This window comes from Thalassococcus sp. BH17M4-6 (assembly GCF_049323015.1).
Classification (GTDB): domain Bacteria; phylum Pseudomonadota; class Alphaproteobacteria; order Rhodobacterales; family Rhodobacteraceae; genus Puniceibacterium.
On the sequence record NZ_JBMPGU010000007.1, the window covers coordinates 95,321 to 117,990 of the forward strand.

Annotated in this window: 21 protein-coding genes; 12 read left to right on the forward strand and 9 right to left on the reverse strand. The window is 61.7% G+C overall.

Going from position 1 to position 22,670, the window contains the following annotated elements; genetic code table 11:
• Window positions 1–53: 53 nt before the first annotated feature.
• Window positions 54–569, forward strand: a complete 516-nt coding sequence (gene secB, locus ACOXXX_RS11685; protein WP_422826765.1) for a protein-export chaperone SecB — start codon at window positions 54–56, stop codon at window positions 567–569.
• Window positions 570–572: 3 nt separating this feature from the next.
• On the opposite strand, the gene dnaQ is transcribed toward secB, so the two are convergent.
• Genes dnaQ through ACOXXX_RS11705 form a run of 4 tightly spaced genes read right to left on the reverse strand, consistent with a single transcriptional unit; the run spans window position 573 to window position 3,271 of the window.
• Window positions 573–1,259 carry a DNA polymerase III subunit epsilon gene (dnaQ, locus tag ACOXXX_RS11690; protein ID WP_422826766.1) on the reverse strand — a complete coding sequence of 229 codons (687 nt, stop codon included), beginning with the start codon at window positions 1,257–1,259 and terminating at the stop codon, window positions 573–575.
• Window positions 1,252–1,845, reverse strand: a complete 594-nt coding sequence (coaE, locus tag ACOXXX_RS11695) for a dephospho-CoA kinase (RefSeq protein ID WP_422826767.1) — start codon at window positions 1,843–1,845, stop codon at window positions 1,252–1,254. The genes dnaQ and coaE overlap by 8 nt, the downstream gene beginning before the upstream one ends.
• Entirely contained in the window at window positions 1,842–2,675 is an 834-nt protein-coding gene (locus tag ACOXXX_RS11700; RefSeq protein ID WP_422826768.1) for a shikimate dehydrogenase, read from the reverse strand. The genes coaE and ACOXXX_RS11700 overlap by 4 nt, the downstream gene beginning before the upstream one ends.
• Entirely contained in the window at window positions 2,672–3,271 is a 600-nt protein-coding gene (locus tag ACOXXX_RS11705; RefSeq protein ID WP_422826769.1) for a Maf family protein, read from the reverse strand. The genes ACOXXX_RS11700 and ACOXXX_RS11705 overlap by 4 nt, the downstream gene beginning before the upstream one ends.
• A gap of 537 nt (window positions 3,272–3,808) precedes the next feature.
• Between ACOXXX_RS11705 and rho the strand changes: the two genes are divergently transcribed.
• Genes rho through ACOXXX_RS11735 form a run of 6 tightly spaced genes read left to right on the forward strand, consistent with a single transcriptional unit; the run spans window position 3,809 to window position 10,620 of the window.
• Complete coding sequence (gene rho, locus ACOXXX_RS11710) at window positions 3,809–5,080, forward strand: transcription termination factor Rho (RefSeq protein ID WP_422826770.1); 1,272 nt, start codon at window positions 3,809–3,811, stop codon at window positions 5,078–5,080.
• A gap of 16 nt (window positions 5,081–5,096) precedes the next feature.
• Window positions 5,097–6,380 carry a tRNA uridine-5-carboxymethylaminomethyl(34) synthesis GTPase MnmE gene (gene mnmE, locus ACOXXX_RS11715; RefSeq protein WP_422826771.1) on the forward strand — a complete coding sequence of 428 codons (1,284 nt, stop codon included), beginning with the start codon at window positions 5,097–5,099 and terminating at the stop codon, window positions 6,378–6,380.
• A gap of 11 nt (window positions 6,381–6,391) precedes the next feature.
• A complete protein-coding gene (gene mnmG, locus ACOXXX_RS11720) occupies window positions 6,392–8,260 on the forward strand; it encodes a tRNA uridine-5-carboxymethylaminomethyl(34) synthesis enzyme MnmG (RefSeq protein ID WP_422826894.1) in 1,869 nt (622 codons plus the stop codon).
• A complete protein-coding gene (rsmG, locus tag ACOXXX_RS11725) occupies window positions 8,260–8,880 on the forward strand; it encodes a 16S rRNA (guanine(527)-N(7))-methyltransferase RsmG (protein ID WP_422826772.1) in 621 nt (206 codons plus the stop codon). Before mnmG ends, rsmG begins: the two co-directional genes overlap by 1 nt.
• Window positions 8,873–9,682, forward strand: a complete 810-nt coding sequence (locus ACOXXX_RS11730) for a ParA family protein (protein WP_422826773.1) — start codon at window positions 8,873–8,875, stop codon at window positions 9,680–9,682. The genes rsmG and ACOXXX_RS11730 overlap by 8 nt, the downstream gene beginning before the upstream one ends.
• Window positions 9,683–9,705: 23 nt before the next feature.
• Window positions 9,706–10,620 carry a ParB/RepB/Spo0J family partition protein gene (locus ACOXXX_RS11735; RefSeq protein ID WP_422826774.1) on the forward strand — a complete coding sequence of 305 codons (915 nt, stop codon included), beginning with the start codon at window positions 9,706–9,708 and terminating at the stop codon, window positions 10,618–10,620.
• 83 nt (window positions 10,621–10,703) lie between these two features.
• Here the strand turns inward: ACOXXX_RS11735 and hemW are convergent, their stop codons facing one another.
• The 3 genes from hemW to rph are packed head-to-tail and all read right to left on the reverse strand — an operon-like array spanning window position 10,704 to window position 13,184.
• Window positions 10,704–11,870 carry a radical SAM family heme chaperone HemW gene (hemW, locus tag ACOXXX_RS11740; RefSeq protein ID WP_422826775.1) on the reverse strand — a complete coding sequence of 389 codons (1,167 nt, stop codon included), beginning with the start codon at window positions 11,868–11,870 and terminating at the stop codon, window positions 10,704–10,706.
• A complete protein-coding gene (gene rdgB, locus ACOXXX_RS11745) occupies window positions 11,863–12,474 on the reverse strand; it encodes an RdgB/HAM1 family non-canonical purine NTP pyrophosphatase (protein ID WP_422826776.1) in 612 nt (203 codons plus the stop codon). The genes hemW and rdgB overlap by 8 nt, the downstream gene beginning before the upstream one ends.
• Window positions 12,471–13,184, reverse strand: a complete 714-nt coding sequence (gene rph, locus ACOXXX_RS11750; protein ID WP_422826777.1) for a ribonuclease PH — start codon at window positions 13,182–13,184, stop codon at window positions 12,471–12,473. Before rph ends, rdgB begins: the two co-directional genes overlap by 4 nt.
• A 116-nt stretch (window positions 13,185–13,300) precedes the next feature.
• Between rph and hrcA the strand changes: the two genes are divergently transcribed.
• Genes hrcA through ACOXXX_RS11765 form a run of 3 tightly spaced genes read left to right on the forward strand, consistent with a single transcriptional unit; the run spans window position 13,301 to window position 16,042 of the window.
• Window positions 13,301–14,365 (forward strand): heat-inducible transcriptional repressor HrcA, encoded by a 1,065-nt coding sequence (hrcA, locus tag ACOXXX_RS11755; RefSeq protein WP_422826778.1) that lies wholly within the window; start codon window positions 13,301–13,303, stop codon window positions 14,363–14,365.
• A gap of 10 nt (window positions 14,366–14,375) precedes the next feature.
• A complete protein-coding gene (locus tag ACOXXX_RS11760; RefSeq protein WP_422826779.1) occupies window positions 14,376–14,939 on the forward strand; it encodes a nucleotide exchange factor GrpE in 564 nt (187 codons plus the stop codon).
• A gap of 59 nt (window positions 14,940–14,998) precedes the next feature.
• Window positions 14,999–16,042, forward strand: coding sequence for a TPM domain-containing protein (locus ACOXXX_RS11765; protein WP_422826780.1), 1,044 nt, complete (start codon window positions 14,999–15,001; stop codon window positions 16,040–16,042).
• Window positions 16,043–16,052: 10 nt separating this feature from the next.
• Here ACOXXX_RS11765 and mutS read toward each other — a convergent pair whose 3' ends face one another.
• On the reverse strand, window positions 16,053–18,695 hold the full coding sequence (gene mutS, locus ACOXXX_RS11770; RefSeq protein WP_422826781.1) for a DNA mismatch repair protein MutS: 2,643 nt from the start codon (window positions 18,693–18,695) through the stop codon (window positions 16,053–16,055).
• A 127-nt stretch (window positions 18,696–18,822) separates the two neighbouring features.
• Between mutS and ACOXXX_RS11775 the strand changes: the two genes are divergently transcribed.
• Complete coding sequence (locus ACOXXX_RS11775) at window positions 18,823–21,078, forward strand: NADP-dependent malic enzyme (protein ID WP_422826782.1); 2,256 nt, start codon at window positions 18,823–18,825, stop codon at window positions 21,076–21,078.
• Window positions 21,079–21,110: 32 nt separating this feature from the next.
• A complete protein-coding gene (locus tag ACOXXX_RS11780) occupies window positions 21,111–21,983 on the forward strand; it encodes a ribokinase (RefSeq protein ID WP_422826783.1) in 873 nt (290 codons plus the stop codon).
• Here the strand turns inward: ACOXXX_RS11780 and msrA are convergent.
• Window positions 21,980–22,633 carry a peptide-methionine (S)-S-oxide reductase MsrA gene (gene msrA / locus ACOXXX_RS11785; RefSeq protein ID WP_422826784.1) on the reverse strand — a complete coding sequence of 218 codons (654 nt, stop codon included), beginning with the start codon at window positions 22,631–22,633 and terminating at the stop codon, window positions 21,980–21,982. The two genes, ACOXXX_RS11780 and msrA, sit on opposite strands and share 4 nt — an antisense overlap.
• Window positions 22,634–22,670 lie beyond the last annotated feature (37 nt).

The window sequence follows — 22,670 nt, forward strand, 5'->3', positions numbered from 1 at the left end:
CGCATCCCTTGCTGCTAACACAAGGGCAAAATTGACCTCAGTGGAGACGAAACATGGCTGACACCTCTGCAAATGGCGCGCAAGACGCTGCCGCTGCAGCACCGCAGATCAAGATGAATGTTCTGGCACAGTTCATCCGCGATATGTCGTTCGAAAACATCCTGGCCCAGAAGGGTGCGGGCGGCGAGATGCAGCCGGACGTTCAGGTGCAGGTGAACCTGGATGCGCGCAAGCGCCAGCAAGAGCACCAGTTCGAAGTGGTGATGAAGCTGAAGATCGATTCCAAGTCGAAGGGATCGGGTGACCAGATGTTCCTGATGGAGCTGGACTATGGCGGGGTGTTTCACATCGAGAACGTGCTCGAAGAGCAGATACATCCGTTCCTGCTGATCGAATGTCCGCGCATGTTGTTCCCGTTTGTCCGCCGGATCGTGGCCGACGTGACGCGGGACGGGGGTTTTCCGCCGCTCAACCTCGAAACCATCGACTTCGTGTCGCTGTATCGCAACGAGATCGCGCGCCGTCAGGCGCAGACGGTCAAGCCGGGCGCCGATACCGCGCAGAGCTGAAGTTCAGCGCGACCAAAGCGCCTTTTCTCCGAGTTTTTCGACAAAGGCGGCGTGAGCCGCCTTTTCGCTGTCGGTGATCCGGGGCGGCAGCGGCGTGGGGCGTTTGGCGGGACGCCAGACCTGTTCCCGCTCTGCCGAGGGACCGCGCGAAGTATCCGAGGACAAGGCAAGATCGGGCTGCTTGCCGCCGACAAGCTCCAGATACACCTCGGCAAGGATTTCGGAATCGAGCAGCGCGCCATGCAGGGTGCGCGACGAATTGTCGATTCCGAAGCGGCGGCAGAGCGCGTCGAGCGAAGCAGGCGAGCCCGGGAACCTTTTCCGCGCGATGGCCAGTGTGTCGATCGCCTGCTCCCAAGGCAGCTTGGGCTTGCCCAGCCAGCCCAGTTCGGCATTGAGAAATTTCATGTCGAAAGCGGCGTTGTGGATCACCAACTTGGCATCCTGGACGAAGTCGAGAAAGCCGTCGGCGATGTCGGCGAAGACCGGCTTGTCACGCAAGAAATCATCGCCCAGACCGTGCACCTCGAACGCTTCTTGCGGCATGGCGCGCTTGGGGTTGATGTACTGGTGATAGGTGTTGCCGGTGGGGACGTGGTTGAAGAGTTCGACCGCCCCGATTTCAACGATCCGGTCGCCCGATTCCGGGTCAAATCCGGTGGTTTCGGTGTCCAGAACGATCTCACGCATCTGCTATCCGCCTTTCGATGTCTTTCAGCACAGTGTGCACCTGCGCGCGGGCATGCTCAAGCGTGTCGGTTTCAATGACGTAGTCGGCGCGGCGCCGCTTTTCGGCAATCGGCATCTGCTTGGCCAGGATCTGTTCGAACTGCGCGGCGGTCATGGTGCCACGCTCCAGCACACGTTTTCGCTGCAGTTCAGGTGAAACAGTGACACATGCGACCGCGTCCATCTGCGCGTCTCCACCGGTTTCAAAAAGCAGGGGGATGTCGAACACGCCAATGGCGTCAGGATGATCGTCGGCAAAGGTTTCGCGGTCATCGCGGACCAGCGGATGCACAACCGCTTCGATCCGGGGCAGGGCGGTGGGATCCTCGGCTATGATCGCGCGCAGGCGGTCGCGGGAAATCGCGCCGTCCGAGATGGCCGAGGGGAAGAGATCGCCGATCCTTGTCACAGCGGCGCCCCCCCGCGCGTAAAGCCGGTGCACCGCGGCGTCGGCGTCCCAGACCTTGCAGCCCGCCTCCGCGAACATCCGGGCGGTGGTTGATTTGCCCATGCCGATGGAGCCGGTCAGCCCGAGCCGAAATCTCATCGCAGGACGGCGGCGCGCAGGCTTTCGTCCACCTCCGGGCGCTGTCCGAACCAACGCTCGAACCCCGGAACGCCCTGGTGCAGAAGCATGCCCAGCCCATCGACCGTGATACAACCCTGTTCGCGCGCGACGGTCAGAAAACGGGTGTCGAGCGGCGTATAGACCAGATCGCTTACCACTGTGCCGGGTTGCAGACCGTCCAGCGGCACGCGCATTTCCGGTTTGCCGACCATCCCGAGCGAGGTGGTGTTGACCACCGTGACCGCATCGTCGAGCACATTGCCCGCTTGCACCCACTCCACAACGGTTATCCGGTGGCCAAAATCCTCGCGCAGCTTGTCGGCGCGGATGCGCGTTCGGTTGGTGAGACGGATTTCAGGCACGCCAACATCCAGCAACGAGGCGACGATCGCACGCGCCGCACCGCCGGCACCCAGCACGACCGCGGGGCCGGTTTTCGGCGCCCAGTCCGGCGCGCCCTGGCGCAGGTTTTCGATAAAGCCGTAGCCGTCGGTATTGTCGGCGTGAATCTTGCCATCCTTGCGGAAAATGAGCGTGTTGGCCGCCCCGATGAGGGTGGCGCGGTCGGTGACCAGATCGGCCATCTCCATCACCTTTTCCTTGTAAGGAATGGTGACGTTGACGCCGACGAACCCGAGGTCCGGCAGCAGGCGCAGCGCCTCTTGCAGCTTGTCCGCTGGCACTTCCATCGGAATGTAATGACCGGCAAGGCCGTATTTGCGCAGCCAGTGGGCATGCAACCTGGGGGATTTGGAATGGGCGATCGGAGCGCCGATCACACCGGCGAGAGGGATGCGGGGCTGGCTCATGTGTCGAGCTCTCCCTTCAGGATGAGATGGTTGAGAAGTTCCAGAAGCGGCAGGCCGAGTATAGTGAAATGATCGCCTTCGATCCGGGTGAAGAGCCGTACGCCTTCCTCTTCGACTTTGTAGCCGCCGACGGAATGTCGGATGCTATCCCAGTTGCGATCGAGGTAGGCTTCGATGAAGCCCGGGGACAGCCCGCGCATGTGCAGCCGGGCCTGCCCGACATGGCGCCAGAGCGGTTGACCGGCTTCATAGAGGACAGCGGCCGACAGCAGCATGTGCATCCGACCGCTCAGCAGGGTCAGATGGCGTTTCGCCTCATCTATGGTTGCGGGTTTTCCCAGGATTTGGCGGTCAACCGCCAGCACCTGGTCGCAGCCAAGGACCAGCGCGCCGGGATGCCTGTCGCTGATCTTGCGCGCCTTGAGCTCGGCCAGAGTGTCGGCGATGTCGCGGGGGCTGGCCTCTTCGGCGTCAAGCGCGGCGCGGACAGCAGATTCATCGATTCGCGCCGGGTCGATTCGATGGTCGAGCCCGGCCGTGCTGAGCAGTTTCGACCGGATTTCCGAGCCGGAGGCGAGAATGAACTCCTGCGGCATGTGGAAAACCCTGTTGAGAAGCCTGCAGACGATTGCAGGGACCGTTCTGAGGAAAAAGCCGTAGCAATGCAAGCCGTGGGACAAGTGACAGGGTTCGGCCGACGTTTGCGCGGATTACCCTGCTGTGGGAAAGGATAACTGCGCAGCTGGGAAAACTGCTGGTCTCTGCGGTTATGCACCTGTCCATCCGTGCGCCTGTGGATGCGTGTTGGCCTCGTTCATCGCTTATTCTCTGGTCTTTGCGGGTACACCAGCTTGAAAAGCTGACAATCCGCGCACAGTCTTCTCCACAGGTGGGCCCCATGTGGACAAAATGTGGGGAAGCCGATTATCCACAGAAAAGAGGCCCTCCTAACTCTTCATCATCCTTTCTATATAAATATTAATTAAAGGGTGGATCCGGGGCTTTGCGATCCAATGAACCGCTGCATTGACTTGAGAAGGACGGGTGGCTAGATACGCCAAGCGCCGTCGTCCGATGGTGTCACTTCCCACAGACCTTTTGTACCAGCCGCATTCGCGGTTCGAGGATGTCTTATGAGCACTGAAAAGCTTAACCTTGCCGATCTCAAGGCGAAGAGCCCGAAGGATCTTCTGGCGATGGCCGAAGAGCTGGAGATCGAGAACGCCTCGACCATGCGGAAGGGCGAAATGATGTTCCAGATCCTGCGCGAACGCGCGGATGAGGGATGGCAGATCTTCGGCGATGGTGTGTTGGAAGTGCTGCAGGACGGGTTCGGGTTCCTGAGATCGCCCGAGGCGAACTATCTGCCGGGTCCGGACGACATCTATGTCTCGCCCGAAATGACCCGGAAGTTTTCGCTGCGCACCGGGGATACGATCGAGGGGGAAATCCGCGCGCCGGAGAATGAGGAGCGATATTTCGCCCTGACCGACGTTGCGCGGATCAACTTCGAGGATCCTGAGCGCGCGCGGCACAAGATCGCCTTTGACAACCTTACGCCGCTTTATCCCGATGAGCGGCTGCACATGGAAATCGAGGATCCGACGATCAAGGACCGGTCGGCCCGGATCATCGACTTGGTGGCCCCTATCGGCAAAGGTCAGCGGTCGCTGATCGTGGCGCCGCCGCGGACCGGCAAGACGGTTCTGCTGCAGAACATCGCGTCGAGCATCGAGAAGAACCATCCGGACGTGTACCTGATCGTGCTGCTGATCGACGAACGGCCCGAAGAGGTGACGGACATGCAGCGGTCGGTGAAGGGGGAGGTGGTGTCCTCGACCTTTGACGAACCGGCGACGCGGCACGTTGCGGTATCGGAAATGGTGATCGAGAAAGCCAAGCGTCTGGTGGAGCATAAGCGAGATGTTGTGATCTTGCTGGATTCGATCACAAGACTTGGTAGGGCCTTCAATACAGTGGTGCCGTCCTCGGGCAAGGTTCTGACCGGTGGTGTGGACGCGAACGCGTTGCAGCGGCCCAAGCGCTTCTTCGGCGCGGCGCGGAACATCGAAGAGGGCGGATCGCTTACCATCATCGCCACGGCGCTGATCGATACCGGCAGCCGGATGGACGAAGTCATTTTCGAAGAGTTCAAGGGCACCGGCAACTCCGAAATCGTGCTGGACCGCAAGGTTGCCGACAAGCGGGTGTTCCCGGCCATGGATATCCTCAAGTCCGGGACGCGGAAGGAGGATCTTCTTGTCGACAAGGGCGATTTGCAGAAGACCTTTGTGCTGCGCCGGATCCTCAATCCGATGGGCACGACCGATGCGATCGAATTCCTGATCTCGAAGCTCAAGCAGACCAAGACGAATTCGGAATTCTTTGATTCCATGAACACCTGACCAGAGGGGCGACCCGATGGAAACGATCTTTGCCCTGGCGACAGCTCAGGGGAAATCCGGCGTGGCTGTCATCAGGATTTCGGGGCCGGAAGCGGTTCAGGCGTTGGCGGCGCTGACGCAGTCGGTTCCCGAATATCGGCGTGCCAGCCTGCGGCGACTGTCTGCTAGCGACGAGACCTTTCTCGACGAAGCGTTGGTGATGGTGTTCGAGGACGGGGCGAGTTTCACCGGTGAGCCGGTTGTCGAGTTGCAGTTGCATGGCAGTGTAGCCGTGGTCCGCGCCGTTCTTGGCGAATTGGCTGGGATGCCGGGATTGCGCCAGGCGGAACCGGGGGAATTCACGCGGCGGGCGCTGGAAAATGGACGGCTGGATCTGACGCAGGTCGAAGGCCTGGCCGATCTGATCGAGGCGGAGACGGAGTCTCAGCGGCGTCAGGCGTTGCGGGTCCTGTCCGGTGATCTGGGGACTCGTGTGACGGAGTGGCGTCGCGACCTGATCGGGGCCGCGTCGTTGCTGGAGGCCACCATAGACTTTGCGGACGAGGATGTACCCGTGGACGTGACGGGCGAGGTGCTTGATCTAATCGACCGGGTGGACGTGTCCTTGCGTAAGGAATTGTCGGGTTTTGGTGGAGCTGAACGGATCAGGACGGGATTCGAGGTGGCGATTGTCGGTGCGCCGAATGTGGGTAAGTCCACGCTTTTGAACGCGATTGCGGGGCGGGATGCGGCGATCACCTCGGAAATTGCCGGGACAACGCGGGACGTGATCGAGGTCAGGTTGGATTTGCGCGGAATTCCAGTGACGCTCCTGGACACTGCCGGGTTGCGAGAGACAGAGGATGCGGTGGAAGCGCTTGGGGTGGCGCGTGCGAAATCGAGGGCGGAGCAGGCCGATCTGCGGGTTTACCTGATTGGCAAAGATGATACCGCGCCGGAGACGCGTCACGCCGAAGATCTTGTGGTTACCGGGAAATCCGATCTTCATCATGGCGTTGTCGGCGTGTCTGGGGCAACCGGACAGGGGATTGATCAACTGATCGAGGATATCGCCCAACGTTTGGCCGGTCGGGCCGGTGGGGCAGGCCTGGTCACGCGGGAGCGGCATCGCGCAGCTGTGCAGCGAAGTGTTTGCGCGTTGCAGAGGGCGCGTGATGTCGTCGCTCTGGGTTCGGCGGAGTATGATATAGCTGCCGAGGAATTACGGACAGCGATTCGGCAATTGAGCGCTCTGATCGGGCAGGTCGACGTGGAGAACCTTCTAGACGAGATTTTTGCGAGTTTCTGTCTGGGGAAGTAGGAGTGTTTCACGTGAAACATTGTGATTTTGATGTTGTTGTCATTGGTGGAGGTCATGCCGGTGCCGAGGCAGCACATGCTTCAGTGCGCATGGGCGCCCGGACCGCGTTGGTGACACTGAATGAGTCCGGCATCGGCGTCATGTCCTGTAATCCGGCGATCGGGGGCCTCGGAAAAGGTCATCTTGTGCGCGAAATTGATGCCATGGATGGCGTCATGGGGCGCGTCGCGGATGCCGCTGGAATTCAGTTCCGGTTGCTTAACCGTCGGAAAGGACCCGCAGTTCAGGGACCGCGTGCTCAGGCGGACCGGCGAATTTATCGGGACAGGATGCTGAACGAAACACGTAGCCAGCCCAACCTTGAGATTATCGAAGGCGAGGTCGTCGACCTGATCGTGGATGGCACCTGCATCGGCGGTGTTGTTCTTGACGATGGCAGCCGGATAAGTGCACGGAGCACGGTGTTGACCACCGGCACGTTTCTTCGCGGGGTCATTCATATCGGCGATGTGTCACGGCCTGGCGGTCGGATGGGGGACAAGCCATCGGTGAAACTGGCCGAACGCATCGATGATTTTGGCCTTGCTCTTGGGCGTCTGAAGACGGGTACACCCCCACGACTGGACGGCCGGACAATTGACTGGAGTATATTGGAAGAACAGCCGGGGGATGACGATCCGGTTCTGTTTTCCTTTATGAACAAGCGGCCCGAAGCGCGACAAATCTCCTGCGGTATCACCCATACCAACACGCGGACGCATGAGATCATCCAGGAAAATCTCGAACGGTCCGCGATGTATGGTGGCATGATTGACGGGATCGGCCCCCGGTATTGCCCGTCGATCGAGGATAAAATCGTCCGGTTTTCCGACAAGGCGTCGCACCAGATTTTCCTTGAGCCGGAGGGTCTGGACGATTCGACGGTCTATCCGAACGGTATTTCAACCTCACTGCCCGAAGATGTTCAAAGGGCCTATGTCCAGTCTATCCGAGGATTGGAGAATGCGAAGATCGTTCAGCTGGGTTACGCGATTGAATATGACTACGTCGATCCGCGAGCCCTGGATTTACGCCTTGCTGTCAAAGGTATGGAGGGGCTGTACCTCGCCGGTCAGATCAATGGAACGACCGGTTACGAAGAAGCCGCTGCGCAAGGTCTGGTTGCCGGGCTGAATGCCGCCTCTGCGGCGCGGGGCTCAGTGCCGGTCATTTTCAGTCGCTCCGACAGCTACATTGGCGTCATGATCGATGACCTGACGTCGCGTGGCGTGTCCGAACCTTACCGCATGTTCACCTCTCGCGCGGAATTCCGGCTGTCCCTGCGCGCGGACAACGCAGATCAACGGTTGACGGAAAGAGCGATCAGTTTGGGGTGCTGCTCGGCCGCGCGGGCCGTGGCCTTCAGGAGCAAGATGGAGAAGCTTGACGCTGGGCGTTCGCAGGCGAAGGCCAAGAGTTTGTCGAGCAGCGAAGTCTTCAATCTCGGCGTCCAGATCAGCCGTGATGGGACAAAAAGATCGATCTACGAACTGCTGGCGTTCCCTGACATGAGCATAGATCAGATAGCATCGGTCGATACTTCTTTCGCGACGCTGGACACGGATATTCAAGAGCAGTTAGCGCGTGAAGCGCTGTACGCAAATTACATTGATCGTCAACAAAGGGATGTCGATGCTTTGAAGCGTGACGAGGCAGCGGTCATTCCAACCGATTTTTCTTTTACGATGATAGACGGCCTGTCCAATGAGTTAAAGACAAAGCTGACGGCAGCAAGGCCTGCAAATCTGGCCCAAGCCAGCCGCATCGATGGAATGACCCCGGCGGCCCTGACGCTTATTCTCGCGAAATTGCGTCAAATGTCGCGCAAAGCGTCCGCATAATGGCAGATCAGCCGACTGTAGACGAAATGGATGTTTCACGTGAAACATTGGAGAGGCTGGAAACCTATGCCGAGCTGCTTAAGCAATGGAATCCCGCCATAAATCTCGTGTCAAAGTCGACGCTGACGTCCCTGTGGACCCGACACATCATCGACTCATTGCAGATTTTTCAACTGCTTCCGACACCTGCAGGCCACTGGGTGGACCTGGGAAGCGGCGGCGGTTTCCCCGGCGTGGTCGTTGCCATCTGCGCCCTTGACAGCGCGCCCGATCTGAAGGTGACGCTGGTAGAAAGCGATCAACGCAAATGCACCTTTCTCAGAACGGTTCTTCGAGAAACAGGCGCGAACGCCGCTGTCCATGCAAAGCGGATCGAGGCTCTTCCATCTCTGAACGCTGACATCCTCAGCGCCCGAGCGCTGGCCGACCTGCCCGCGCTGCTCACCCATACAGACCGCCACATGTGTAAAACCGGCATCGCGCTTTTCCCCAAAGGCGCGACCTGGAAAAAAGAACTCGATAGCGCACAATCCACGTGGCGCTTCAACGTGATTACCCATAAAAGCAAGACAGATGAGAACTCCGTTGTCTTGCAAATCAGCGAGCTGTCCCATGTCTGATCCAACACGGCCCGCAGGTCCGAAAATCATTGCTGTCGCGAACCAGAAGGGCGGCGTCGGCAAGACCACCACGACGATCAATCTTGGCGCCGCGTTGACCGAGCTTGGGCTTCATGTGTTGATCGTCGATCTTGACCCTCAAGGTAATGCGTCGACCGGCTTGGGCATTGAGCCGGACGATCGCGAATTCACCACCTATGAGTTGCTGCTTGAGGACATCGACCTCGGCGATGTGATACAAGGCACCGGTGTGGACCGCCTGAAACTCATCCCGGCCACGGTGGATCTCAGCTCAGCGGATATTGAGCTCATGTCCAACGAAAAGCGCAGCTTTCTCCTGCATGATGCGCTGCGGCAGACCGGGATCGACCAGTATGACTTCGATTACATCCTGATCGATTGCCCACCCTCGCTTAACCTGCTCACCGTCAACGCCATGGTCGCGGCGCATTCCGTCCTCGTCCCGCTGCAAAGCGAATTCTTCGCCCTCGAAGGCCTGTCACAACTCATGCTGACCATCCGGGAGGTGCGCCAGACGGCAAACCCCATGCTGCGGATCGAAGGCGTCGTGTTGACCATGTACGATGCGCGTAACAACCTGTCGCAGCAGGTCGAGGCGGATGCCCGGTCCAATCTCGGCGACCTGGTCTTTTCTGCCGTGATCCCTCGCAATGTTCGCGTCAGCGAGGCACCATCTTACGCCCAGCCGGTGCTGTCCTACGATACGACCTCAAAAGGGGCACTGGCCTACCGAGCACTTGCGCGCGAATTGGTCAGGAAAAATGCAAAGATCGCCGCATAGGTGATGAGACAGGAGTGGTAGAAATGGCAGATCGCAAGGAACCGCGGCGCGGACTCGGGCGCGGGCTGTCCGCGCTCATGGCGGATGTGGACGCCGCAGCTCCATCCGAACAGGCAGGTGACGCACCCAGCCGCCGTCCGGATCGCGTCCTGCCGATCGATCGGATCGAACCGAACCCCGATCAGCCCCGTCGCTCCTTCACCGAACCGCAACTGGCGGAACTGGCCGATTCAATCCGGGCAAAGGGAATCATTCAGCCACTGATCGTGCGCCCGCATCCCAGGACCGAAGGCCACTACGAAATCGTGGCTGGTGAACGCCGCTGGCGCGCGGCCCAGATCGCCCAACTGCACGATGTACCCGTCCTGATCCGCGAATTCGATGATGTCGAAGTGCTTGAAGTCGCGATCATCGAAAACATCCAACGAGCCGATCTCAATCCCATCGAAGAGGCCGCAGGATATCGTCAACTGATGTTCAAGTTCGGTCATACCCAGGAAAAGCTGGCAGAGGCACTGGGAAAGAGCCGCAGCCATATCGCCAACCTCATGCGGCTCCTCAATCTGCCCGAGGATGTGCAGGACATGGTCACCTCCGGCACGCTCAGCGCCGGCCACGCGCGCAGCCTCATCACCGCCCCGAACCCCAGCGATCTGGCCAAAAAGATCGTCAAGAAGGGCCTGTCCGTCCGTGCCGCCGAAAAGCTGGCCAAGACCGCAAGCGGTGGCGACCAACCCAAGAGAAAACGCCCGGACGGCGCGTTCACATTCGAAAAGGATGCCGATACCAAAGCGCTCGAAGGCGACCTTTCGGCGGCCTTGGGTATGCAGGTCACCGTCGATCACAAGCCAGGGCAGGAAAGCGGCCGGATCACCGTTTCCTACGATACGCTCGAACAGCTCGATGCGCTCTGCATGATCCTCAGTTCCAGTCGCTAGGCCGCGTCTGGACCCGCTCAACCAGGACCTACATTCAGTGATAACCGACCGCTTCGCTTTCAAGCGGCAATGCCAAGACCGGGCTACACGTCCGCGTCGGGCATCAACTCCGCCACGACCGAATTTAGCAGCAAACGTCCTTTTGCGGTTACGCCCAGTCGCCGCTCGTCCGCCCAGACCAGCCCAAGCTCTTGCAGCTGGCTGACCCGCTCCTCAGACACGGATCCAGGCCAGAGCGCCCGTAGTCGCCCCATATCTACACCCTCAAGAACCCGCATCCCCATCATCAGGTATTCTCCAACCTGATCTTGTGGATGTATCATCTCGGATGTCTGCGTGCCGTCCCCAGCTTCCGCCGCCGTGATCCAGGCCCCGGGCGCCGCCCATCCGACCGTCGCAACCTTCTGCCCGTCCACGGTCAACCGCCCATGCGCACCTGGTCCGATGCCCGCATAGTCGCCATAGCGCCAATAAATCAGGTTGTGCCGAGATTCCGATCCAGGCCGCGCGTGGTTCGACACCTCGTAGGCGGGCAAACCCGCCGCATCGCACAGATCCTGCGTCAGCTCGTACATGTCTGCGCCCAGATCACCGTCCGGCAAGCCCCGCAAACCACCCGCACGGGCGCGGTCCCAGAATGCCGTGCCCGGCTCGATGGTCAGCTGGTAAAGCGACATGTGATCGCCGGACATCGCCAAGGCTTCGGTCAGCTCCTCCCGCCAGTCCTGCAGGCTCTGCCCCTGCCGGGCATAGATCAGGTCAAAGCTGACACGGTCGAAGACTGCCCGCGCGGTCTCGAAAGCCGCTCGTGCCTCGCCGACATCATGCAGCCGTCCCAGCCGTTTCAGATCCGTCTCCCTAAGCGACTGAATGCCCAGCGACACCCGGTTCACCCCGGCATCGGCAAAACCCCTGAACCGACCGGCCTCGACCGACCGCGGATTGGCTTCGAGCGTGATCTCCACATCGTTGGCGAGGATCCAGTGATCGCGCACGGCATCAAGGATCGTGGCAACGGTCTGGGGTGCCATCAGGCTGGGCGTGCCGCCGCCAAAGAAGACCGAATTCAGAACCCGCCCTGGTGTCTGTCGGGCCACCCGCGCCACTTCCGACGCAAAAGCGCGGGCCCAACGGCCCTGGTCGACAAAGGCGGTCACATGGCTGTTGAAATCGCAATAGGGGCACTTGGCTTCGCAAAACGGCCAGTGCACGTAAAGGCCAAAGCCGCCGAACCGCCAGTCTTCAGTCAAAGCAACCCGTCACGAACTTCGCAAAGGCATCGGCCCGGTGCGAAATCCGGTTCTTCTCCCAGCGATCCATCTCGCCAAAGGTGACGTCAAAGCCGTCGGGCTGAAAGATCGGATCATAACCATGCCCCTGATCCCCCCGCATCGGCCAGACGACCTGGCCCTCCATCACGCCGGGAAACACCTCGTCATGTCCATCGGGCCAGGCCAGCACCAGCGTGCAGCAAAACCGCGCCGTGCGAGGCTGGGGTGCGCCGATCTCTTCGAGCTTTTCGTGCACTTTCTTCATGGCCATGACAAAGTCGCGTCCAGTCTCTGTTTCGGCCCAATCCGCCGTGTAGACGCCGGGCGCCTTATCCAAGGCGTCGATTTCGATGCCGCTGTCGTCCGACAGGCTGGGCAGGCCCGTGGCCTTTGCCGCCGCATGCGCCTTGATCCGCGCATTCTCCACAAAGGTCGTGCCGGTTTCCTCTGGTTCGGGAAGGCCCATCGCCGCCGCGCCGACCACCTCGACCTTGTAGGGCGACAGCAGATCGGCAATCTCTTCCAGCTTGCCGGCGTTATGGGTTGCCACCAACAGCTTCGGGCCTTCGAACTTCCGCGTCATCCGACCGCCTTCAACTGCGCTTCGACCAATTGCGCGACACCGGCCTCGGCCAGGTCCATAAGCTGGCCCATCTGGTCGCGCGAAAACGTGGCACCCTCGGCCGACATCTGTACCTCGATCAGCTGCCCGTCGCCGCGCAGGATGAAATTGCCGTCAACACCGGCTTCGGAATCCTCGGGGTAATCGAGGTCAAGCACCGGCTGCCCGGCGTAGATCCCGCAGCTCACGGCGGCCACCGGTGAAATCAGCGGATCGCTCACAATCTCCCGCGCTTTCATCAGCTTCATCACCGCCAGCTTCAGCGCCACCCAGCCGCCTGTGATGGACGCGCAGCGCGTCCCGCCATCAGCCTGGATCACGTCGCAGTCGACGGTGATCTGCCGCTCGCCTAGCGCGACACGGTCAACGCCCGCGCGCAGCGACCGGCCGATCAGCCGCTGGATTTCCACCGTACGCCCGCCTTGCTTGCCCGCCGTCGCCTCGCGCCGCATGCGGCTGGTGGTCGATCGCGGCAGCATCCCGTACTCCGCCGTGACCCAACCCAGGCCCGACCCCTTGATAAAGGGCGGCACCCGGTCCTCGAGCGTGGCGGTGCACAGCACGTGGGTGTCGCCCATGCGGATCATGCAGGACCCTTCGGCATGCTTTGTCACCCCTGTTTCGATTGAAACGACGCGCATTTCGCTTAGGTCTCGTCCCGACGGTCTCATGCTCAATCCTTTTCCGGCATTTGCCGTGCCGGGATACAGGGCGCCGCCCCCCCGGCGCAACCCCGATTGACCTTTGCCCACCGGGGGCTTTTAGTGACCACATTCAGGGATACCAGATGACCGAAGGCCGGAAACTCTTCGAAGATTTGAACGACCGCTCGCGCGAGGTGTTTCGCCGCGTCGTCGAGGGGTATCTTGAGAACGGTGAACCCGTCGGATCGCGCAGCCTGACCCGCACGCTCAGTGAAAAGGTGTCTGCCGCGACGATCCGCAACGTCATGCAGGATCTGGAATACCTTGGTCTGCTCGACAGTCCGCATGTCAGCGCGGGCCGTATTCCCACCCAGATGGGCCTGCGCATGTTCGTCGATGGCCTGCTCGAGGTGCGCGATCTCGATGTCGGCGACCGCGAACGCCTCGACGCCACGCTGGACAGCAATTCCGAAGATGTGGGCGGCCTGCTAGACCGTGTCGGCTCGGCGCTCTCGGGCGTCACCAAAGGCGCGTCGCTGGTCCTGACCCCGAAACACGAGGCGCCGATCCGGCATATCGAATTCGTCAGCCTGGGCCATGACCGCGCGCTTGTGGTCCTGGTTTTTGCCGATGGGCACGTGGAGAACCGGCTCTTCACGCCGCCGCCGGGCCAGACCCCCAGTTCGATGCGCGAAGCGGCGAATTTCCTCAATGCGCTGATCGAGGGTAAGACCCTGTCAGAACTGCGCACCGTGATTTCGCGCGAAATCGCGCAGCGGCGTCAGCAAATCGATACCCTGGCCCGCGATCTGGTCGATTCGGGCCTCGCTGTCTGGGCCGCCGATGCCAACCAGCCCGAACGCCTGATCGTGCGGGGCCGGGCGAATCTTCTGGCCAGCGACGGCCAGGCGGAAGAGCTCGAGCGTATCAAGACGCTTTTTGACGACCTCGAACGCAAGCGTGACATCGCCGATTTTCTGGAACTCACCGAAGAAGGCGAAGGCGTCCGCATTTTTATCGGGTCCGAGAACAAACTTTTCTCACTTTCGGGTTCCTCTCTGGTGGTCTCTCCTTATATGAACGCGGACCGTAAGATCATTGGCGCGGTCGGTGTCATCGGACCCACGCGCCTGAACTACGGACGGATTGTCCCCATCGTGGACTACACGGCACAGCTGGTCGGCAAACTGATTTCCGACCGGAGTTAGAGGTTAAAACATGGCAGACCCGAAGAAAGACGACTTTCTCGACGATATCGACGAAGCGACCTCCGAAGAATTTGCGGGTGATATGGAAGAGATCGACGACGAAGCCGCAGAGCTCGACGCCCTGCGCGCGGAACGAGACGAACTGAGGGATCGGTTCATGCGGGCGCTGGCGGATGCCGAGAACGCCCGCAAGCGCGCCGACAAGGATCGCCGCGAGGCCGAGAACTACGGTGGCACCCGCCTGGCACGTGATCTCTTGCCGGTCTACGACAACATGCAGCGCGCCCTGGCCACCGCCAACGAAGAGCAAAAGCAGATCTCCGGCGCGCTCCTCGAAGGCGTCGAACTGACGCTGCGCGAACTCACCTCGGTGTTCAAGAAACACGGGATCGAACCCATCGCGCCCGAGGTGGGCGACCGGTTCAACCCGCAGCAGCACGAAGCGATGTTCGAGGCGCCCGTGCCCGGCACGAAGGCGGGTGAAATCATCCAGGTCTCGGCTTTGGGCTTCATGCTGCACGACCGGCTTCTGCGGCCCGCGCAGGTCGGCGTCAGCTCGATGCCCGCCAGCTAAAACGACACATCCCCCGGCGTCCCGCGCCGGGGTTTTTCTTTTTCAATCCCGGCATTTCCATGGCCCGCTTTGTTTTCTTCCTCGCAATCGCTTTTTTCCCAATTGCTACCAGCGCGCAGACATATCCCGCCTACGACGAGCTTTTCGTCAATGATTTCGCTGATCTGCTGGACAGCGATCAGGAAGACGCCATTCGCACCGAACTACAGGAACTGCGCGAGGCGACCGGCATCGAATTCACCGTCGTGACCATCGCCAACATGTCGGACTATGGCCATGAAGGGCCGATCGAACCCTTCGCCACCGGGCTTTTCAACGACTGGGGTGTCGGCAGTGCCGAAACGAATGACGGGCTTATGATGCTGGTTGCGCGCTATGACCGCGTGATGCGGATCGAGGTCGGCGCCGGCTATGGCCGGTCGCAGGATGCGGCGATGAAAAGCATCATCGAGGAGGATATCCTGCCCCACTTCCGCAACGACGATTATGCCCGCGGAATCGACACCGGTGTGGACGAGGTGATCTATCAGATCACCGGCACTTGGCCGGGCGAATTCGACACCAGTACGGCCCAGAAATGGGTTTCCAGGATCTGGCGTTTCATCGAAGGCCTGGGAAATTGGCTGTGGGCCGGGGCGGCCGGTATCGCCGGTCTTGCGGTGCAGGCCTGGCGGCGCTGGCAGCGCAACAAACCGCGGAACTGCCCCATCGACCAGCGCCAGATGACCCGGCTGGACGAGGATTGGGACGATAATCACCTGCAACAGGGCCAGATCCTGGAAGAGACGCTGAAGTCGGTTGATTACGACGTCTGGCACTGTGACAAATGCGGCCATGTCACGGTTGAGGCCTACAAGGCGTGGTTTTCCCGCTACGGCGCGTGCCGCCAATGCGGCTTTCGCACCGTTGAAGGCGATGAGACGATCCTGCGCAGCGCGACCACGTCCTCTTCGGGGCTGAAGCGGATCGATTACTCCTGCCATCACTGTGGCGATGCCTATTCCGTCGAACGGGTGATCCCGCGCAAGAGCAAGAGTTCGTCGGGCTCTTCGTCCTTCGGTGGCGGCCGGTCGAGCGGCGGCGGGGCGTCGGGCAGCTGGTAATGCGGGGGCGTCACTCTTTGGCCAGGGCCTTGAGATCGTAAAGCGCCTGCAACGCCTCGCGCGGGGTCATCTCATCGGGCAAAAGTGTCTCTAATTGGGCCTCAACCGCTGAATGAGCGGGGCTTGCCGCGAGTCGCGGCGCCTCTGCCGCGACCGAGAACAGCGGCAGATCGTCGATCAGCGCCTTGGGCGATGTCTTTTCCCGCTCCCCCCGTTCCAGCTGGTCCAGAACGTGGCGGGCACGATTGATCACGGCGGGCGGCAATCCGGCCAGTTGCGCCACCTGCACGCCATAGGACCGATCCGCCGCACCGTCCCGCACCTCATGCAGGAAAATCACGTCACCTTCCCATTCCTTGACGGCCACCGTGGCGTTGCGCACGCCGGGCAGCTTACCGGCCAGTACCGTCAACTCGTGGTAATGGGTGGCAAAGAGGCCGCGCACCCGGTTGACCTCGTGCAGATGCTCAAGCGTCGCCCAGGCGATGCTCAACCCATCATAGGTCGCCGTGCCGCGCCCGATCTCGTCCAGGATCACCAGGGCATGATCGTCGGCCTGGTTCAGGATGGCGGCGGTTTCGACCATTTCGACCATAAAGGTCGACCGCCCCCGCGCCAGATCGTCCGATGCGCCGACGCGGCTGAAAATCTGGCTCACTAGCCCGATATGCGCCGACCGCGCGGGCACGTAGGCGCCGATCTGTGCCAGCAGGGCAATCAAAGCATTCTGCCGCAGATAGGTCGATTTACCGGCCATGTTTGGCCCGGTGAGCAGCTGCACAGCCGCGTCGGGTCCGTCCGGTGTCAGAACGCAGTCGTTGGCAATGAAGGGCGCGCCGCCTTGCGCTTTCAGCGCCCGCTCCACCACAGGATGCCGCCCACCCTGAACGTCAAAGGCGCGGCTTTCGTCGATCCGGGGCCGACACCAGTCCAGATCACCTGCAAGGTCCGCAAGCGCGCAGGCCAAGTCGATTTCCGCCAGTGCCAGGCCGGTCAGCGAAATTTCCGCCGCGCGCTCCAGAATGGCCCCTTTCAGGCTGTCATAGAGCCGCTTTTCGATCTCGATCGCCCGACCGCCCGCGTTTAGGATCTTGGTCTCAAGCTCGGACAGCTCCACGGTCGTGAACCGCACCTGGTTGGCGGTCGTCTGGCGGTGAATAAACGTTTTGGCCAGGGGCGCAGACTGCATCTTCTCTGCATGGGTCGCGGTGGTTTCGATGAAATATCCCAGCACGTTGTTGTGCTTGATCTTGAGCGACGACACGCCCGCCAGCGCGGCATAGTCCGCCTGCATCCGCGCGATCACACCGCGCCCTTCGTCCCGCAGGGTGCGCATCTCATCCAGTTCGGCGTCGTGGCCGCTGGCGATGAACCCGCCGTCGCGGGCCAGAAGCGGCGGTTCGGCCACCAGCGCCTGATCCAGCAGGTCGACCAGTGCACCATGTCCGCCGAGAGCCTGCCGCGCCTCATCCAGATGCGACGGCAGGTCGAGGCCCGCCAGCCGTTCCTCCAGCGCTTCGGCCTGTTCCAGCGCGTTTCGCACCGCCGCCAGATCGCGCGGACCGCCGCGATCCATGCCCAGACGCGACAGCGCCCGGTCCAGGTCGGGCACCCGTTTCAACGCATCGCGCAGGAACAGAGCCTGTTCCGGTGCCTCAAGGCACCAGGTCACTGTATTCTGTCGCGCCTGCACCACATCCAGTTCGCGAGACGGCGAAGACACCCGCCGCTCGAGCAGCCGCGCACCGCCCGCCGTCACTGTTCGGTCGATCACGGATAACAGCGATCCGGCTCGTCCGCCCTGCAGGCTGTGTGTCAACTCCAGGTTCCGGCGGGTCGCGGCGTCGATCTGCATCAGCCGTGACACCTGATCCTGCCGGGGGGGCTGCAGCAGCGGCAACTTGCCTTTCTGCGTGATGTCCAGATAGTCGACCAGCGCGCCCATGGCCGACACTTCGGCCCGCTCGAACCGGCCAAAGGCCTCGAGCGTCTGCACGCCAAAAAGCGCACAAATCCGCGCCTCCGCCCCGGTCGAATCGAACGATGCGCGGCCCAGAACCGTGGGCAGAATGCCAAGGTCGGTCAGCACCTCGCCCAACGCCTCTTCGACCGTGTCGGATACCAGCACCTCGGACGGGGCGAGCCGCGCCAGTTCCGCGCCGATGCGGGCGCGCGACAACGGCATCACGTGAAACACACCGGTGGAAATGTCAGCCCAGCTGATCGCCCAATCGTCTCTGACACGGCTCAAAGCGGCCAGGTAGTTGTGCCGCCGCGCCTCGAGCAGCGTCTCTTCGGTCAGGGTGCCGGGGGTGACCAGCCGCACCACGTCCCGCTTCACCACCGATTTCGATCCGCGTTTCTTCGCCTCGGCCGGGCTTTCCATCTGTTCGCAGACCGCGACGCGAAATCCCTTGCGGATGAGCGTCAGAAGGTATCCTTCGGCGGCGTGCACCGGCACGCCGCACATCGGTATGTCATCGCCGTCATGCTTGCCGCGTTTGGTCAGTGCGATGTCCAGCGCCGCGGCGGCGGCTGCCGCGTCGTCAAAGAACATCTCGTAGAAATCGCCCATCCTATAGAACAACAGCGCATCCGGATACTGCGCCTTGATCTCAAGATATTGCGCCATCATCGGCGTGACCGCGTTCATGTGACCCCCCATGGCTTCGCCGCAACCCTACAAATCCCCGCATTTGTCCGAAAGCCAAAACCATCCCGGTTGAGCACGCCCCGTTGCTGGTCTAAGACCAACCGACCGCTTTGGGAGGAGCGCCTGAATGGCCCGTCTGAAATATACCCGCGAAGAGGCGCTTGCCTTTCATCTGGAGCCCACCCCCGGCAAGTGGGAGGTGCAGGCCACCGTTCCCATGACCACGCAGCGGGACCTGAGCCTGGCTTATTCGCCAGGCGTTGCTGTCCCGTGCGAAGAAATCGCTGAAAACCCGGAACTGGCGTACGACTACACCAACAAGGGCAACCTTGTGGCCGTCATCTCGAACGGCACCGCGGTGCTGGGTCTTGGCAACCTCGGCGCGTTGGGTTCGAAACCGGTGATGGAGGGCAAGTCGGTCCTGTTCAAACGCTTTGCCGACGTGAACTCTATCGATATCGAGCTTGATACCGAAGACCCCGATGCCTTCATCAACGCGGTCAAGCTGATGGGCCCCACCTTTGGCGGCATCAACCTCGAAGACATCAAGGCGCCCGAGTGTTTCATCATCGAACAGACACTCAAAGAGCAGATGGACATTCCGGTGTTCCACGACGACCAGCACGGCACGGCGGTGATCTGTGCCGCCGGCCTGATCAACGCGCTGCACCTGTCTGGCAAGAAGATCGAGGATGTGAAGATCGTCCTCAACGGGGCAGGGGCGGCGGGCATCGCCTGTCTGGAACTGCTCAAGGCCATGGGCGCGCGGCATGACAACTGCATCATGTGCGATACCAAGGGCGTGATCTACCAGGGCCGCACCGAGGGCATGAACCAGTGGAAATCGGCCCATGCCGCCAACACCCCGTCGCGCAGTCTGGAAGAGGCGATGGTCGATTGCGATGTCTTCCTGGGCGTGTCGGCCAAGGGCGCGGTGACGCAGGAGATGGTGCAAAGCATGGCCGAAAACCCGGTCATTTTCGCGATGGCCAACCCCGACCCCGAGATTACCCCCGAAGAGGCGCAGGCGGTCCGCGCCGATGCCATCGTCGCCACCGGGCGCAGCGACTATCCCAACCAGGTCAATAACGTCCTGGGCTTTCCCTATCTCTTTCGTGGCGCGCTCGACATCCACGCACGGGCGATCAACGACGAGATGAAGATCGCCTGCGCCGAGGCGCTGGCCGAGCTTGCGCGCGAGGATGTGCCGGACGAGGTTGCGCTGGCCTATGGCAAGAACCTGACCTTCGGGCGCGACTACATCATTCCGACACCCTTTGATCCGCGGCTCATTCACCGCATTCCGACGGCGGTCGCGCGGGCGGGCATGGACACCGGCGTGGCGCGACGGCCGATCATCGACATGGAGTCCTACGAGCTGTCGCTGAAATCGCGGATGGACCCGACCGCCAGCATCCTGCGCGGCATCAACAGCCGCGCTCGTGCCGCACAGGCCCGCATGATCTTTGCCGAAGGTGATGACCCCCGCGTCTTGCGCGCCGCCGTGATGTATCAGCGGTCGGGGCTGGGCCAGGCGCTGGTCGTGGGCCGCGAGGCCGATGTGAAGCTGAAGCTGGAACAGGCCGGGCTCGAGGATGCGATCCGCGAAATCGAGGTGATCAACGCCGCCAATACCCGGCATCTGGAAACGTACAAGACCTTCCTTTACGATAGGCTGCAGCGCAAGGGCCATGACCGACAGGACATCGACAGGCTGGCGACCCGAGACAGGCACGTCTTTGGCGCGCTGATGCTGGCGCATGGCCACGGCGACGGGCTGATCACCGGGGCGACGCGGAAATCGGCGCATGTAATGCAGCGCATCAACCACGTCTTCGATGCTGATGCAGAACACGGGGCCGCGGGGATCACCGCCTTGCTGCACAAGGGCCGGATCGTGCTGATCGGGGACACGCTCGTGCATGAATGGCCGGACGAGAATGACATGGCCAACATCGCCGAACGTGCCGCCGGGGTGGCCAAGCACCTCGGGCTCGAACCGCGTGTGGCCTTCGTCTCGTTCTCGACCTTCGGGTACCCGGTGTCGGAACGGGCGACCAAGATGCATCTGGCACCCAACGTGCTGGACCGGCGCGGCGTGTCTTTCGAATACGAGGGCGAGATGACGGTCGACGTGGCGCTCAACGCCCGTGCGATGGAGGCCTATCCGTTTTCGCGCCTCTCCGCACCGGCCAACATCCTGATCGTTCCAGCGCGGCATTCGGCGTCTATCTCGGTCAAGTTGATGCAGGAAATGGCCGGGGCGACGGTGATCGGGCCAATTCTCGCGGGGGTCGACAAGTCGATCCAGATTTGTTCGTCGGTTTCGACCGCGAATGATATTCTCAACATGGCGGTTCTGGCGGCCTGCAAGGTCGGCTGACCCGCGGGGCGGCAAGATAAGGGGGCAGCGCGGTGACCATTTTCAATCTGGGCTCTATCAATGCCGATCTGGTTTACCGCGTACCGCATCTGCCGGGACCGGGCGAAACGCTGGCCTCGGCGGCGTTCAGCCGCGGGCTGGGCGGCAAGGGGGCCAACATGTCCGTGGCGGCGGCGCGCGCGGGGTCGCACTTGGTGCATATCGGCGCGGTCGGCGAAGACGGGCGCTGGGCCAGCGACAGGCTCTTGGAATACGGGGTCGACACCCGCCACATCGCCGTCACCGCCGAAGCGACGGGTCATGCGATCATTGCAGTGGATGATGCGGGCGAAAACCTGATCATCCTGCACAAGGGCGCCAATTGGGCCTTGTCAGAGACCGAAATCGCGCTCGCGCTCGAACCCGCCAAGGCCAGCGACACTTTCCTGTTTCAGAACGAAACCAATGCGCAGCGCGCGGGCGCCGAACAGGCGTCGGCCAAGGGGTTGCGCATCGCCTATGCCGCTGCGCCCTTTGATGCGGGCGCGGTGGCCGAGGTTCTGCTGCTGCTCGATCTGCTGGTCCTGAACGAAGTCGAGGCCGCGCAGCTGGAAGAGGCGACCGGCACGCCCCCGCACCAGCTGCCGGTGCGCGACGTGGTGATCACCCTCGGGTCCAAAGGCTGCCGCTGGATCAACACGGACGACGGCACCTCTCAGGATCTGCCCGCCCTGCCGGTCAAGGCGGTCGATACCACCGGGGCGGGCGACACCTTCACCGGCTATCTGGTGGCGGGGCTGGATCGCGGTCTGCCGATGGCGCAGGCGTTGTCGCAGGCAACCCGCGCCGCGGCGATCATGGTCACGAGGCACGGGACGGCGGATGTCATTCCCGACCTCAAGGATGTGCAGGACAGCCTGCTTTAGCCGCCGATGAAGGGCGCGTCGGCGCCCCAAAGCTGCTCGATCCGGGCGTCGCGGCCGCAGCCCTTGCGGTACCGCTTGTAGGCATCGAACTGCTTGACCGCGCCGAACCGGGTCAGCACGCGGTTGGTGCCCTTGTAGTAATCCTGATGATAGTCCTCGGCCTCGTAGAACGGCCCGGCCTGCAGGATCGGCGTAACGATGGTCTGCCCCAGCTCTTGCTGCGCTTCGGCCTTTGCGCGTTCCGCGGCGGCCTTTTCAGCAGCGTTAGAGACGAAAATAGCGGTCGCGTAGCTTTGCCCACGGTCGCAGAACTGGCCGCCCGCGTCAGTGGGGTCGATCGACCGGAAGAACAGGTTGTAAAGCTGATCCAAGCTCACAACGCTGGGATCGTAGGGGATCTTCACCGCCTCGTAATGCCCGGTGCCGCCGCGCGTCACCTGCTTGTAGGTCGGGTTCTTCGTCGTGCCGCCGGTATAGCCCGACACCACGTCGCCAACGCCTTTGACCTTTTCGAAATCCGCCTCGACGCACCAGAAACATCCACCGGCCACGACGATGTCCGCGGCCTCGGCGCGCTGGGCATTGGCGACCAGGCCAAAGCAGATGAAAAGCGCCAGAAGGGCGGGCTTGAGAAATGTGAAACGCTGCATGGCAACCTCCTTTATTTCGATCAGCGTGCCTGCCCGG